This is a genomic window from Zhengella sedimenti (assembly GCF_046506625.1).
Taxonomy (GTDB): Bacteria; Pseudomonadota; Alphaproteobacteria; order Rhizobiales; family Rhizobiaceae; genus Zhengella; species Zhengella sedimenti.
Map to the genome: position 1 here is coordinate 249,099 of NZ_JBKFFP010000002.1, position 12,727 is coordinate 261,825.

The following is a 12,727-nucleotide window of genomic DNA, read 5'->3' on the forward strand; positions in this document are numbered from 1 at the left end:
GGTTGACCGGCGCGCCCTGCATCTGGTTTGACTGTCGCAGATCGAGACTGGACACTGGCTTGCATGGCATCGCGCGCATTCTCCCTTCCCAATATCCTGACCTATGGCCGTATTCTCGCCGTTCCGGCCATCGGCCTGTGCTTCTTCATGGAAGGGCGCCTGCAATCGAGCGATTTCGCGCGCTGGGCGGCGCTCGGCATTTTCGCGGCCGCCTCGATCACCGATTTCTTCGACGGCTACCTGGCGCGGGCCTGGCAGCAGACTTCCAATATCGGGCGCATGCTCGACCCGATCGCCGACAAGCTGCTGGTGGCGACCTGCCTGCTGCTGCTGGCAGCCGACACCGACAAGACCATTGCCGGCTGGTCGCTGTGGGCGGCGATCATCATCCTGTGCCGGGAAATCCTGGTTTCGGGCCTGCGCGAATACCTGGCCGAACTGAAGGTCTCGGTGCCCGTCACCACCCTCGCCAAGTGGAAGACGACGATCCAGCTTCTGGCCATCGGCTTCCTGCTGGCCGGCCCGGCCGGCGACAAGGTCCTGCCCTATACAACCGAGACCGGCCTTTTCCTGCTCTGGGTCTCGGCCCTCGTGACGCTCTATACCGGCTACGACTATTTCCGCGCCGGGCTGAAACACATGATCGACCAATGAGCGCAATCCCGACCGCGGAGGTTCACCGGCCATGAGACTTGTCTATTTCGCCTGGGTGCGCGAACGGATCGGCAAGGAAAGCGAAGATATCGACCTGCCGGCCGAAGTCGTGACGGTGCGCGACCTGCTGGCCTGGCTGAAGACCCGCGGTCCGGAATATGCCGCCGCGCTGGAGCATTCCGACGCCATCCGCGTGGCGCTGGACATGGAGCATGTGCATCATTCCGAAAAGATCGGCACGCCCTTCGAGATCGCGCTTTTCCCGCCGATGACCGGAGGCTGAACCCATGCCGGCCGCCGTCACGCCGCTGGTGCGCATCCAGCAGGAGGACTTCGACATCCGGTCGGAGGTCGCGCGCCTTGCGGCCGGACGCGGCGACGTGGGCGCCGTCGTGACCTTCACCGGCTTTTGCCGTGACGAGGCCGGGCGCCTGTCGGCGCTCGAACTGGAGCATTATCCCGGCATGGCGGAAGCCGAGATCTCGCGGATCGCCTCGCAGGCCGTGGAACGCTGGCCGCTGACCGGCCTGACGGCCATTCACCGTTTCGGCCGGATCGAGCCCGGCGGCCAGATCGTCCTCGTGGTTGCCGCCTCCGCGCACCGGCAGGCGGCCTTTGACGCCGCGTCCTTCCTGATGGATTACCTGAAGACCCGCGCGCCCTTCTGGAAGAAGGAACATCTGGCGGACGGCTCCTCCGGGCATTGGGTGGATGCGAAGGAAGCCGACGACGACGCGGCGAGACGCTGGGAATAGTCGAGAGATACGGATCAGGCCGTCAGCACGCCCAACGTGAATGAGGCGTGCGCCACGGCGGTGAAATGGCATGCGGCCGCGGCGGCCACGAAGCCATGCCAGATGGCGTTCTGGTAGGCCAGCGAATGCCATACGTGGAAGACGAGACCGGCCGTGTAGAGCAGGCCGCCGGCGATGATCAGCACGGCATCGACCAAAGGCAGGGTTTCCATCATCGGCCAGACCAGCAACACGCTCGCCCATCCCAGCGCGAGATAGAGCGGGATCGTGTAGCGGTCGCGATGCATGCGCCCGAACATCTTCAGCGCCACCCCGGCAAGTGCGGCCAGCCAGATCAGCGCCAGCATGGTGTGCGAGAAGACCGAACCGATCATCACCGTCAGCGGCGTGTAGGTGCCGGCGATCTTCAGGAAAATGGCGGCCTGGTCGAAGCGGCGCAGAAGCGGCTTGAGCGGCGGATGCGGAATGAGGTTGTAGGCCATGGAGAATGAGAACATGGCGATCAGCGTCACCGCATAGACGGTCAGCGCCAGCCGGATGCCCGGCTCCAGGTAGATTGCCGCCAGCGCCAGCACGGCGCCGCCCGCTGCCAGGCTCGCCGCGATGGCGATCCCGTGCACGATGCCGTCAGCGAGGATCTCGCGGGCCGTATATTCCCTGTGATCGAACACGCCTGCCTGCCGGTTATCATTGTTTCCGGTTCTATTGCACGACGATCATGACATAAATCGGTGAAACAATGGTAACCCAACGGAAGCCTGACAGCACAAGGCCGGGCGCGCGGCCCGGCCTTCGGTTTTCGCATCCCTTCGCCCGCGATGGCGGGCGGTCCCGGTTCAGCCGACGATCTCGTTGCCGCCGAACCAGAACGCGATTTCCTCGGCGGCCGTTTCCGGCGCGTCCGAGCCGTGCACGGAATTCTCACCGATGGACTGGGCGAACGCCTTGCGGATGGTGCCCTCGGCGGCGTCGGCCGGATTGGTGGCGCCCATGACTTCGCGGTTCTTCGCGATGGCGTTCTCGCCTTCCAGCACCTGCACGACGGTCGGACCGGAGGACATGAACTCGGTCAGTTCGCCGAAGAATGGACGATCCTTGTGGACGGCGTAGAACTGCTCGGCCTGGCGGCGGCTCATCCACACGCGCTTGGAAGCGACGACGCGCAGGCCGGCATCTTCCAGCATCTTGGTGATGGCGCCGGTCAGGTTGCGCTTCGTTGCGTCGGGCTTGATCATCGAAAATGTGCGTTCAATGGCCATGATGGTCCTCGGATCCTTCTGGTTTTGCTGGAATGGCGCGGCGCCGCGGGCGCGGCCCGCAGCGCCGGTTCGCGGGCGCTATAGCGCGTCTGGATGAAAAACGAAAGACGCCCGAAACACCGCCTCAACCGCAGGCTGGAACTTCACGCCCGAGGCCGCCATGCAGGTCTAGGCAGCGCGCGAACCAGTCCGTCACCGGATCGCCCTGCTCCAGGAATTCGTGCGGACAGACCACGCGCGCCCACTGGAAGGCGCCGAAGACGATGTAGTCGGCGAAGAGCGGGCCGGCGCCGCCGATGAAGGCCTGCTTCTTCAGCGTTGCGCGCAGCGGATCGAGCGACTTCTGGAACGCCGCCTGCGCCTCCTGGCCGGAGATGCGCAACTCCTCCAGCGGCTTGCCGAACTTGCCCTCGCGGTCGGCGCGGAACCATTCCCGGTCTTCCGGCGACAGGCAGTCGTGAATGTCCATGATGGCCACGCGAACGAGTTGCGGGTGGATGACCCATTGCGTCCAGCTTTCCACGAAGCGCGCCGTGGCGCGGCCGCCTTCCCCGCCGAACAGGGACGGGCGGTCCGGATAGGTCTCGTCGAGATATTCGGCGATGGCGAAACTGTCGGAGACGATCCTGCCGCCGTCATTGATGACCGGCACGGTCTTCGACGCCCCGCCCTCGATCTTCGCTACCTCGGGAAAGCGGGTCGGCACGCGGGAGAAATCCAGGCCCTTGTGGGCCAGCGACATCGCCGTCTTCCAGCAATGGGGGCTGAACGGGCGGGCGGCATCGGCGCCGACGAGATCGTAAAGCTGAATGGTCACTGTTCTGTCCCTCGCAAATCGTTATTGTGGCGCCACTATCGCGGCAGGCGGGAGACAAGGAAAGTGGACGCCAGACAAAATTTCCAGATGTTCGCGCATTACAATGCCTGGGCGAACGGACGGCTCTACGACGCGGCCGGCGAACTCGATAACCGCGCCTGGCAGTTCGACTGCGGCGCGTTCTTCAAGTCGATGAAGGGCACGCTGAACCATATCCTTGTCGGCGACCGCGTGTGGATGAAGCGGTTCACGGGCGAAGGCACGACGCCGCCCTCGCTGGATGCCATCCTCCATGAGGATTTCGCCAGCCTGCGCGCCGCGCGCGAGGCGGAGGACAGGCGAATCCTCGCCTTCGTCGAAGGCCTGGACGAGGCGGCGGTCGCCGGGCGCTTCACCTACACGACGATGACGGACCTCAGGACGGTCAGCCAGCGGCTTGCCCCGGCGCTTTCGCATTTCTTCAACCACCAGACCCATCATCGCGGGCAGGCGCACATGATCCTTTCCGTGCTCGGGCGCACGCCGCCGGAACTGGACCTGATCTATTTCCACCGCACACCGGAGGGGCGGCGCTTCGCCTGACCCCTTGCGCCCTGCCGCGCCTTGCGTCACAACGCGCGGCCATGATCACGCTCACCGACCTCAGCTTGCGCATTGCAGGCCGCCTGCTCATCGACCACGCAACGCTGTCGCTGCCCGAAGGCGCCAAGGCGGGGCTGGTGGGGCGCAACGGCACGGGCAAGACCACCCTGTTTCGCGCCATCGCCGGCGACCTGGCGCCGGAAACCGGCTCCATCCACCTGCCGAAAAACATGAGAATAGGCCAGGTGGCGCAGGAAGCGCCCGGCACCGACGAGCCGCTGATCGAGATCGTGCTCAAGGCCGACACGGAGCGCCTTGCCCTCATGGGGGAAGCCGAGACAGCCTCGGACCCGCACCGCATCGCCGAGATCCAGACGCGGCTGGCCGACATCCAGGCCCATTCGGCCGAAGCGCGCGCGGCGGCCATCCTCGCCGGCCTCGGCTTCGATGCCGACGCGCAGAAGCGCCCGGCAAAGAGCTTTTCGGGCGGCTGGCGGATGCGCGTGGCGCTCGCAGCCGTGCTGTTTGCCGAGCCCGACCTGCTGCTGCTGGACGAGCCGACCAACTATCTCGACCTTGAAGGCACGCTCTGGCTGGAAAGCTACCTGGCGCGCTATCCGCACACCGTGCTGCTCATCTCGCATGATCGCGACCTGCTCAACCGGGCGGTCAATTCCATCGTCCACCTGGACCAGCAGAAGCTGACCTTCTGGCGCGGCGCCTATGACCAGTTCGAACGCCAGCGCGCCGAAAAGGCGATCCTGCAGGAGAAGAGCCGCGAAAAGCAGGAAGCCAAGCGCAAGCACATGGAAAGCTTCGTGGAGCGTTTCCGGGCCAAGGCCTCCAAGGCGCGCCAGGCGCAGAGCCGGCTGAAGGCGCTGGAACGCATGGCGCCGATCGCGGCTGCCGTCAACGACCATGTCGCGCCGATCCGCTTTCCCGAACCCGAAAAGCGCGCCGCCTCGCCTGCCATCGCGCTGGAGGGCGTGTCGGTCGGCTACACGCCCGGTGAGCCCGTGCTGAAGCGGCTGACGCTGCGCATCGATGCCGATGACCGCATCGCGCTGCTGGGCGCCAACGGCAATGGCAAGTCCACCTTCGCCAAGCTGATTGCCGGGCGGCTTCAGCCCGAGACCGGCTCCCTCACCCTGTCGCCAAACCTGAAGGTCGCCTTTTTCGCGCAACACCAGATGGACGACCTGCGGCCCGACGACAGCGCCGTCGACCATGCGCGCGCGCTGATGCCGAAGGAACCGGAAGCGCGCGTGCGTGCCCGCGTTGCGCAGATGGGGCTGGCGACGGAAAAGATGGACACGCCGGCCCGGAACCTGTCGGGCGGGGAAAAGGCCCGCCTGCTGATGGGGCTTGCCGCCTTTGACGGGCCGAACCTCCTGATCCTCGACGAGCCGACAAACCATCTCGACATCGACAGCCGCCAGGCGCTGATCGAGGCGCTCAATGACTTTCCCGGCGCGGTCATCGTGATCTCGCATGACCGGCATCTCGTGGAAGCGACTGCCGACCGGCTGTGGCTGGTGCATGACGGCGGCGTCAAGCCCTATGACGGCGATCTCGACGACTACCGCCAGTTCATCACCGGCGCGGCCAAAGCCGCGAACGAGGCGAAGAAGCCGAAGGACGACGGCCCCGCCCCGATCTCGAAAGCGGACCAGCGGCGCGAGGCGGCGCAACGGCGCGAGCAGTTCAAGCCGCTGGCCAGAAAGATCAAGGAAGCCGAGACCTTGATGGAAAAACTTGGCAAACGGATTCAGGCCATCGAGACCGAACTGGCCGACCCTGCCCTTTACGAGAAGAACGCCAAGAAAGCCGCCGATCTGGGCAAGGAGCGCGCCGACCTGACAGCGAAGCTGGCACAGACCGAGGAAAGCTGGCTGGAGATGTCTGCCGAATACGAGGAGGCGATGGCATCATGACGGTGCGGGTGGAAACGCGCGGCGCGGTCACCGTCGTCACGATCGACCGGCCGGAGGCGCGCAATGCGGTCAACCCGGCCATGGCATCGGCGCTGTACGATGCCTTCCTCGCATTCGAGGCGGACGAAAGCCAGCGCGTGGCGATCCTGACCGGCGTGACGGGCGCGTTCTGCGCCGGCTTCGACCTCAAAGCGGCCTCGGCGGGCATGGATTCGGACTGGTTTTCGCGCCATGCCATCGGCGACGACTGGGACAATCCGGCTTCCGACCCGCGCCCCGGCCCGATGGGGCCCACGCGGCTGCTTCTTTCCAAACCGGTCGTCGCGGCCATCTCCGGCCCGGCCGTGGCCGGGGGCATGGAACTGGCGCTGTGGTGCGACCTGCGCGTAATGGAGGAAAGCGCCTATATGGGCGTCTATTGCCGGCGCTGGGGCGTGCCGCTGATCGATGGCGGCACGGTACGCCTGCCGCGCATCGTCGGCCAGGGCCGGGCGATGGACCTGATCCTGACCGGCCGCAAGGTGGATGCGCGCGAATGTCTTGCAATCGGCCTTGCGACCTCGGTTTGCGCCGACGGAAGTGCGCTCGATACCGCGGTGGAACTGGCCGGAACGCTGACCCGCTTTCCGCAATCGACGATGCAAGCCGACCGGATGAGCGCTCTGACGCAATGGGGCAAGGACCCGGCGCAGGCGCTGGCGAACGAATGGCGGAGCCTCGAAACCTTCACCCGCGACGGCATGGGCGGCGCGGCGCGCTTTTCCGCCGGCAAGGGGCGCGGCGGCGATTTCGACGACATCTGAAAGGCCGCGCCCGCAACCGGCAGGTCTGGACAAGCCGGCCATGCCGGTTATGTCTTGGCGCAACACACCCGCCACGAAAAACCAGGACATTCAACCGATGAAAATGAAACCGCTCGGCCGGACCGGCATCGCCGTTTCCGAAATCTGCCTCGGCACCATGACATGGGGCGAACAGAACAGCGAGGCCGAGGCCCACGCCCAGATGGATCATGCCGTCAGCGCCGGGATCAACTTCCTCGACACGGCGGAAATGTACCCGACCAACCCGATCCGCGCCGAGACAGCCGGGCGGACGGAGGAATTCATCGGATCCTGGCTCAAGGCACGGGGCAAGCGCGACGATATCGTCATCGCCAGCAAGATCGTAGGCCAAGGCAACAGGACGGTGCGCGATGGTGAACCGGCCAATTCAAAGACGCTGCGCGAAGCCGTGGAGAAGAGCCTTGCCCGCCTCGGCACGGACTATATCGACCTCTACCAGATCCACTGGCCCAATCGCGGCTCCTACCATTTCCGTCAGAACTGGACCTTCAAGCCCTGGAAACAGGACAAGGCGCAGGCCCTGGCCGACCTGGAGGAAATCGTCGGCACGGCCGGCGACCTGGTCCGGGAGGGCAAGCTGCGGGCGCTTGGCGTTTCCAACGATTCGGTCTGGGGTGTCGCGAAAATGCTGGACATCGCCGAAAAGGGCGGCGGCGCGCGCGTTGCCTCGGTGCAGAACGAATACAACCTCATGTGCCGGCTGTTCGATACGGACTGGGCGGAGTTTTCCCACCACGAGGATGTGGGCCTTCTGGCCTATTCGCCGCTGGCGACCGGCATCCTGACGGGCAAGTACATGAATGGCGCCGTGCCGGAAGGGTCACGCCGCTCGATCACCGACAATCTCGGCGGACGCTGGCAGGAACACGCCATCCCGGCGATGGAAGCCTATGTCGGGCTTGCCCGGGAGAGCGGCCTCGACCCGGCGCAGATGGCGCTGTCCTGGTGCCTGCAACGCCCCTTCATGACCTCCGTCATCATCGGCGCCACGTCCATGGACCAACTGCGGACCAATATCGGCGCGCGGGACGTGGTGCTTGGCGCGGATGTGCTTGAGCACATCGAGGCTATCCACCGGCGCTATCCCGTACCGTTTTGAGGTTTGAAACCGCTATTGCCGGCCCCAGCGGCGGCGCCGGGGCTCTCGCGGTGCGGATTTGCGGCTTCTGAATGCCAGGACAAAGCCGATGAAGCCGAGGGCTGCGGCCATGAAGCCTGCCGGCTGGATGCGGCTGTCCCAGGCGAGCGCATTGCGGCGAAGCACGAGGTCCATCGCCTGCATCTCGATCGTCTGACCGCCGGTCGGCGTGAAGGTGAAGGTGTATTCGTCGGTGATGCGCGGCTCCAGCGTGCCGGCGGAGGCCCGGTAAACCTGCGAGGAGGACAGGCTGGCATCCTCCCGGTTGGCCTGGGTGGGCGCGAATTCGAGCCGTTCCGTGCGCTGCGTTCCATCGGCGCTTTCGATCACCATGTCGATCACGGTCCTGTCGGACGGCAGGACGCGCTGCGGCAGCGCCGTCAGGTCGACGAGGACGCGCACGGGTGCATCGACCGGCGAGACGATCACGCGGGCCGGCTTGAACCCCGTGTCCCGGTCATAGACGCGGATGGTGCCCAGTTCGGTGCCGGAAAAATTCTCGACCGCCCAGGGATAACCGACGGCCGCGCCAAGACCGCCCAGCATGAGAAGCAGAAAAAAGAACCGAAGCATGTGCGCCCTCCCCCGCGCCGGTCAATCCGGCTTGCGCCAGACGGAAAATTCATGCGCGATGGCGCGGTCCGGGCGTACCACATCGAAGCGCTCGCGGCTTTCCGCGACAAGCCCGAACTCTTCGAAGACGTCCGTTTCTGACGGCATGAGCGGCCAGGGCGGACCCTCATGGGCCGAGCCTTCGGGCCGCAGCCGCGTATAGACGAGCAACCTGCCGCCGGGCTTCACAAGCGCAGCAACCGCGCGCGAGAAATCGCGGTGCATGGCCGGCGGCACGGACTGGATGGTGTAGCACTCATGCACGAGATCGAAGCCGCCGATCCAGTCCTGCGGCGGCGTCAGCAGGTTCGCCGCGCGATAGTCGACCCGTGTATCCGGAAACCGGCGGCGCGCCCATTCGACCGCCTTTTCCGACAGGTCGAAGGCTGTTGCCGCGTAGCCGGCGGCCGCCAGCGCCTCGGCATTGTCGCCCAGCCCGCATGCGACATCGACGGCCGTCTGGCCATGGCCGGGGTGCGATGCAAGCCAGCCCGCCAGCCTGTCCTTCGGCTTCAGGTCGGCCCACGGCACCGCGGCCTCGTCACCTCCGGCCATGGCATAGACCTGGTCGAAGAAGGCCTTGCGGTCGGCCACGGTCTCGCCGGCATCGCGGTCAAGCGGATCGATCCGCGCCCTCATCGCTTCGCGCCGTGTCCGGAAATCGTCGGAACCGTCTGAACTCATGCCTTTTTCACCCATCGCCGCTCCGGCGTCTGCTGCCAATAGGTCAGGTCGTGGCCGGCTGCCTTCTGCGCCTTCCATTGCGCGCGCGCATGATCAAGCTGTTCGGGATCGTGCCCGTCGAACATGAAGACGCCGCGCTCATAGGCGGAAAGATCGGGAGGCGTGGCGCCATCGACCAGGAAGCGGATCGTCGCGCCGTTGGGATTGACCTCGCCGGTGGTCAGGATGACGGGATTCTCCGCGGCGTGTTCCGAGCGGTCCGTCGCGTGGGCGAGAAAGCTCTCGTCGGCATAGGTCCACAGGTGAAGATCGAGCCCGTCGCGCCGCTCTTCGGTTCCGGTCTGGACGACCACCTTCCAGCCTCGCTGCAGCGAGCGCTCGAGGAGGGCGGGAAGCGCCTCCTCAAGCGTGGATTCGGTCAGATGATAGAAAAGAACCTCGGCCATGACATCCATATGGGTCTGCGAGGCGCGGCCTTGCAACGATGCGATGGCCGGTTGCGCCTTGCCCGCGCCGCTTTTTCACATGATATCCGGTATCATGAAAAGCACATTCTTCGCCGCTGTCCTCCTTGCAACCTTGCCCGCCGTGCCATCCGCGCTGGCCCAGTGCGTGCAGCGGGGCAGCCAGGGCGTGACCTGCAACACGATCCGGCCCATCGCACCCGATCCCGATTCCATGCTCAAGACGAGGGTGCCGCGCCTCGAAGTGAGAAAACCGGTTGCCGTCGAGCGGACGCTCAGCGAACAGGTTGACGATACGGCCCGGGAAATCCGGGCGATCGGGCCGAAGCCGCAGGCCGCCTTCCCGGATCTCCCGAAAGAGCCCTGACCGCGGCGCGGCTAGCTTTTGCCGAACCACATCCGCGCCATCAGCCGGTCCTTCCTTGCGAACTGGTGCCACAATGCCGCGGCCACATGGGCAAGGATCAGGATTCCAAGCAGCTTGGTGAGAACGGCGTGGCCATAACGCGGCGCATAGGCCCAGAAATCGGCCGGCAGCGGCTCGCCATTGCCCAGGAAGACGATTCCCGGCAATCCAGCCAGGGCGGAAATGCCGATGCCGGACGCTGCCACCAGGATGACGAGGGCGTAAAAGGCGCGATGAGTCCAGACGCCAATTCGGTCGAGCAGCGGATTGCCGGTGGTCGCATGCGGCAGCTTGCGCGTGCGCAGCCGCACGGCAAGACGCACGAGAACCAGGACGAGGAGCAGCAGACCGAAGATCATGTGCCCGCGCAAGGCGTCGATCTTGCCGGGATCGCTGTTCGGCGTTTCGGCCAGCACGGCGCCGCCCATGACAAGCGCGACAATGATCATTGCCGCCATCAGCCAATGCAGCGCGACGAGGAGAGGATGATAGCGGGAGGGTGGCGTCATCGTGAAACCTTTCTGCCGGAACCGTCCGGACGCAGCCGAGCTTGCTTTCGCCGGCGAAATCCGCAATAATATTTACATGGAAAATGATTACATGGAAACAAAATGTTTGCAAGCCCCCCGCTCGCTGGGACGTGCATTGAACTTTACCGCTGGCGCGGCAACGGCCATGTGCCAGGACATGCTGGCAGAGCATGATCTCACGCTGGCCCAGTGGGTGGTTCTGTCGGCGCTGTGGCAGCGCGATGGCCTGTCCGTGGGCGACCTGGTGCAATACACGGGCAACAATGCGCCGGCGATTTCGCGCATTCTGGACAGGATGGAGCAGAAGGGGCTTGTGCGCCGCGAGGCCAGCGCCGAGGACCGGCGGGCAATTCACGTTCATCCCGGCCCTGCCGCGGCAAGCCTGGAGCATTTGCGCCGGTTCTGGGAGGACGTGAACGCGTGCCTGCTGGACGGTCTGTCCGATCAGGAAGCCGTCATGCTTTTCGACCTGCTCGCTCGCGTCGAAGCCAATGCGCGGCGCCACGCGGGCGCCGCCAATGGCAAGAGCGGGGCTTGACCCCTAGCCCTCGTAGTGATCGCGCACCAGCCGGTCGAGCAGGCGCACGCCAAAACCCGAGGCCCAGCCCTTCGAAATCTCGCTTGTCGGCGACCCCATGGCCGTGCCAGCGACATCGAGATGCGCCCAGGGCGTGTCGCCGACAAAACGCTGCAGGAACTGCGCTGCAGTGATCGATCCGGCCCAGCGCCCGCCGATGTTCTTCATGTCGGCATTCTTGGAATCGATGAGCTTGTCATATTCGGGCGCCAGCGGCATGCGCCAGACCTTTTCCGCCGTGTCCTGCCCCGCCTTGAACAGCCTTTCGGCCAGTTCGTCATTGTTGGAGAACAGGCCGGCATGGTCATGGCCGAGCGCGACGATGATGGCGCCGGTCAAGGTGGCCAGGTTGATCATGAAGGCCGGCTTGAAGCGGTCGTTGACGTAGTGCAACGCATCGCAGAGGACGAGACGGCCTTCGGCATCGGTATTCAGCACTTCGATGGTCTGGCCCGACATGGAGGTGACGATGTCGCCGGGGCGCTGGGCGTTGCCATCGGGCATGTTTTCCACAAGGCCGATGACGCCGATCACATTCACCTTCGCCTTGCGGGCGGCCAGCGTGTGCATCAGGCCGGTCACGGCGGCCGCGCCCCCCATGTCGCCCTTCATGTCCTCCATGCCGGCAGCGGGCTTGATGGAGATGCCGCCGGTATCGAAGACGACGCCCTTGCCGATGAAGGCGACGGGCTGATCCTTGGCCTTGCCGCCCTTCCATTGCATGACGGCGAGGCGGGGCGGACGGACCGAACCCTGCGCGACGCCCAGCAGCGCGCCCATGCCGAGTTTCTTCATCTCCTTCTCGGTCAGGATTTCCACCTCGACGCCGAGCTTTTCCAGTTCCTTGGCCTTCGCTGCGAATTCCTCCGGACCAAGGATGTTGGCCGGTTCGTTGACAAGGTCGCGGGCAAGCATCATGCCCTCGGCCAGCGCCTCGGCAGCCACCCAGGCCTTTTTCGCGGCGGACGGATCGGCGCAGTGGATGGTCACCTTCGCGGCCTTGTCCTTTGCCCCTTCCTTCTTCGTCTTGTATTTCTCGAAGGCATAGGACCGCAGCACCATGCCCATCGCCAGTTCGGCGGCAGCCTCGGCAGGCACCTCGCCATCGGCAAGATCGGCGATGACGGCGACATCACCGGCCTTCCCCGCCGCCCCCATCGCAGCACCGCCGATGCGCGCCCAGGCATTGCCGGTGCGCTCGTCAGGCTTGCCCGTGCCGACCAGCGCCAGGCGCGAGAAGCCGTGGCCGGACGGCGCCAGGATTTCAAGCGTGGCGGCAAGCTTGCCCTTGAAATCGGCGTCGTCGGCCGCGCGGCCCGCAACCCCTTCAGGATCGCAGGCGTGCGCCGCTTCCGAGAGCGCGGCCTGGTCTCCCGCCAGAAGGATCACGGCGCCCTTCGCGGGAACCGACAATTTTGCAAACTTGATGGATGGGCGCGGGGACATGACTACTCCGGTTTTCGGGAATCT

At 65.4% G+C, this 12,727-nt stretch carries 17 protein-coding genes; 9 read left to right on the forward strand and 8 right to left on the reverse strand.

The features are described 5' to 3' along the window. Window positions 1-63: 63 nt before the first annotated feature. From pgsA to ACLB6G_RS06860, 3 genes are read left to right on the forward strand one after another with little or no spacing between them, the layout of a single operon-like run. The gene (gene pgsA / locus ACLB6G_RS06850; RefSeq protein ID WP_410355399.1) at window positions 64-654 is read left to right on the forward strand and encodes a CDP-diacylglycerol--glycerol-3-phosphate 3-phosphatidyltransferase; all 591 of its coding nucleotides are present in this window, start codon (window positions 64-66) and stop codon (window positions 652-654) included. A gap of 31 nt (window positions 655-685) precedes the next feature. Then, complete coding sequence (gene moaD, locus ACLB6G_RS06855) at window positions 686-937, forward strand: molybdopterin converting factor subunit 1 (protein ID WP_410355400.1); 252 nt, start codon at window positions 686-688, stop codon at window positions 935-937. Between the two features lie 4 nt (window positions 938-941). After that, window positions 942-1,409, forward strand: a complete 468-nt coding sequence (locus tag ACLB6G_RS06860; RefSeq protein ID WP_410355401.1) for a molybdenum cofactor biosynthesis protein MoaE — start codon at window positions 942-944, stop codon at window positions 1,407-1,409. Window positions 1,410-1,423: 14 nt separating this feature from the next. Here ACLB6G_RS06860 and trhA read toward each other — a convergent pair whose 3' ends face one another. From trhA to ACLB6G_RS06875, 3 genes are all read right to left on the reverse strand, one after another. Beyond that, a complete protein-coding gene (gene trhA / locus ACLB6G_RS06865; protein WP_410355402.1) occupies window positions 1,424-2,080 on the reverse strand; it encodes a PAQR family membrane homeostasis protein TrhA in 657 nt (218 codons plus the stop codon). A gap of 165 nt (window positions 2,081-2,245) precedes the next feature. Then, the gene (ndk, locus tag ACLB6G_RS06870; RefSeq protein WP_410355403.1) at window positions 2,246-2,668 is read right to left on the reverse strand and encodes a nucleoside-diphosphate kinase; all 423 of its coding nucleotides are present in this window, start codon (window positions 2,666-2,668) and stop codon (window positions 2,246-2,248) included. 124 nt (window positions 2,669-2,792) lie between these two features. Next, window positions 2,793-3,485, reverse strand: a complete 693-nt coding sequence (locus ACLB6G_RS06875) for a glutathione S-transferase family protein (protein WP_410355404.1) — start codon at window positions 3,483-3,485, stop codon at window positions 2,793-2,795. Window positions 3,486-3,572: 87 nt separating this feature from the next. Between ACLB6G_RS06875 and ACLB6G_RS06880 the strand changes: the two genes are divergently transcribed. The 4 genes from ACLB6G_RS06880 (at window position 3,573) to ACLB6G_RS06895 (ending at window position 7,945) form a co-directional block, all read left to right on the forward strand. Then, the gene (locus tag ACLB6G_RS06880) at window positions 3,573-4,067 is read left to right on the forward strand and encodes a DinB family protein (protein ID WP_410355900.1); all 495 of its coding nucleotides are present in this window, start codon (window positions 3,573-3,575) and stop codon (window positions 4,065-4,067) included. Between the two features lie 41 nt (window positions 4,068-4,108). Continuing rightward, a complete protein-coding gene (locus ACLB6G_RS06885) occupies window positions 4,109-6,001 on the forward strand; it encodes an ABC-F family ATP-binding cassette domain-containing protein (RefSeq protein WP_410355405.1) in 1,893 nt (630 codons plus the stop codon). Next, complete coding sequence (locus tag ACLB6G_RS06890) at window positions 5,998-6,804, forward strand: crotonase/enoyl-CoA hydratase family protein (RefSeq protein ID WP_410355406.1); 807 nt, start codon at window positions 5,998-6,000, stop codon at window positions 6,802-6,804. The genes ACLB6G_RS06885 and ACLB6G_RS06890 overlap by 4 nt, the downstream gene beginning before the upstream one ends. Before the next feature lie 97 nt (window positions 6,805-6,901). Further along, on the forward strand, window positions 6,902-7,945 hold the full coding sequence (locus tag ACLB6G_RS06895) for an aldo/keto reductase (protein WP_410355407.1): 1,044 nt from the start codon (window positions 6,902-6,904) through the stop codon (window positions 7,943-7,945). Between the two features lie 12 nt (window positions 7,946-7,957). Here ACLB6G_RS06895 and ACLB6G_RS06900 read toward each other — a convergent pair whose 3' ends face one another. The 3 genes from ACLB6G_RS06900 to ACLB6G_RS06910 are packed head-to-tail and all read right to left on the reverse strand — an operon-like array spanning window position 7,958 to window position 9,726. Then, window positions 7,958-8,557 (reverse strand): hypothetical protein, encoded by a 600-nt coding sequence (locus tag ACLB6G_RS06900; protein ID WP_410355408.1) that lies wholly within the window; start codon window positions 8,555-8,557, stop codon window positions 7,958-7,960. 21 nt (window positions 8,558-8,578) lie between these two features. Then, window positions 8,579-9,280 carry a class I SAM-dependent methyltransferase gene (locus tag ACLB6G_RS06905; RefSeq protein ID WP_410355409.1) on the reverse strand — a complete coding sequence of 234 codons (702 nt, stop codon included), beginning with the start codon at window positions 9,278-9,280 and terminating at the stop codon, window positions 8,579-8,581. Beyond that, entirely contained in the window at window positions 9,277-9,726 is a 450-nt protein-coding gene (locus tag ACLB6G_RS06910; RefSeq protein ID WP_410355410.1) for a DNA polymerase III subunit chi, read from the reverse strand. The genes ACLB6G_RS06905 and ACLB6G_RS06910 overlap by 4 nt, the downstream gene beginning before the upstream one ends. 94 nt (window positions 9,727-9,820) lie before the next feature. Here ACLB6G_RS06910 and ACLB6G_RS06915 point away from each other — a divergent pair, with 94 nt between their 5' ends. Next, window positions 9,821-10,111, forward strand: coding sequence for a hypothetical protein (locus ACLB6G_RS06915; protein WP_410355411.1), 291 nt, complete (start codon window positions 9,821-9,823; stop codon window positions 10,109-10,111). Window positions 10,112-10,122: 11 nt separating this feature from the next. Here ACLB6G_RS06915 and ACLB6G_RS06920 read toward each other — a convergent pair whose 3' ends face one another. After that, window positions 10,123-10,659: a cytochrome b gene (locus ACLB6G_RS06920; protein WP_410355412.1), complete on the reverse strand. Its 537-nt coding sequence runs from the start codon at window positions 10,657-10,659 to the stop codon at window positions 10,123-10,125. Window positions 10,660-10,795: 136 nt separating this feature from the next. On the opposite strand from ACLB6G_RS06920, the gene ACLB6G_RS06925 reads away from it, so the two are divergent. Further along, complete coding sequence (locus tag ACLB6G_RS06925; protein ID WP_410355413.1) at window positions 10,796-11,218, forward strand: MarR family winged helix-turn-helix transcriptional regulator; 423 nt, start codon at window positions 10,796-10,798, stop codon at window positions 11,216-11,218. Between the two features lie 3 nt (window positions 11,219-11,221). Here the strand turns inward: ACLB6G_RS06925 and ACLB6G_RS06930 are convergent, their stop codons facing one another. Next, window positions 11,222-12,703 carry a leucyl aminopeptidase gene (locus ACLB6G_RS06930; protein WP_410355414.1) on the reverse strand — a complete coding sequence of 494 codons (1,482 nt, stop codon included), beginning with the start codon at window positions 12,701-12,703 and terminating at the stop codon, window positions 11,222-11,224. Window positions 12,704-12,727: the final 24 nt, after the last annotated feature.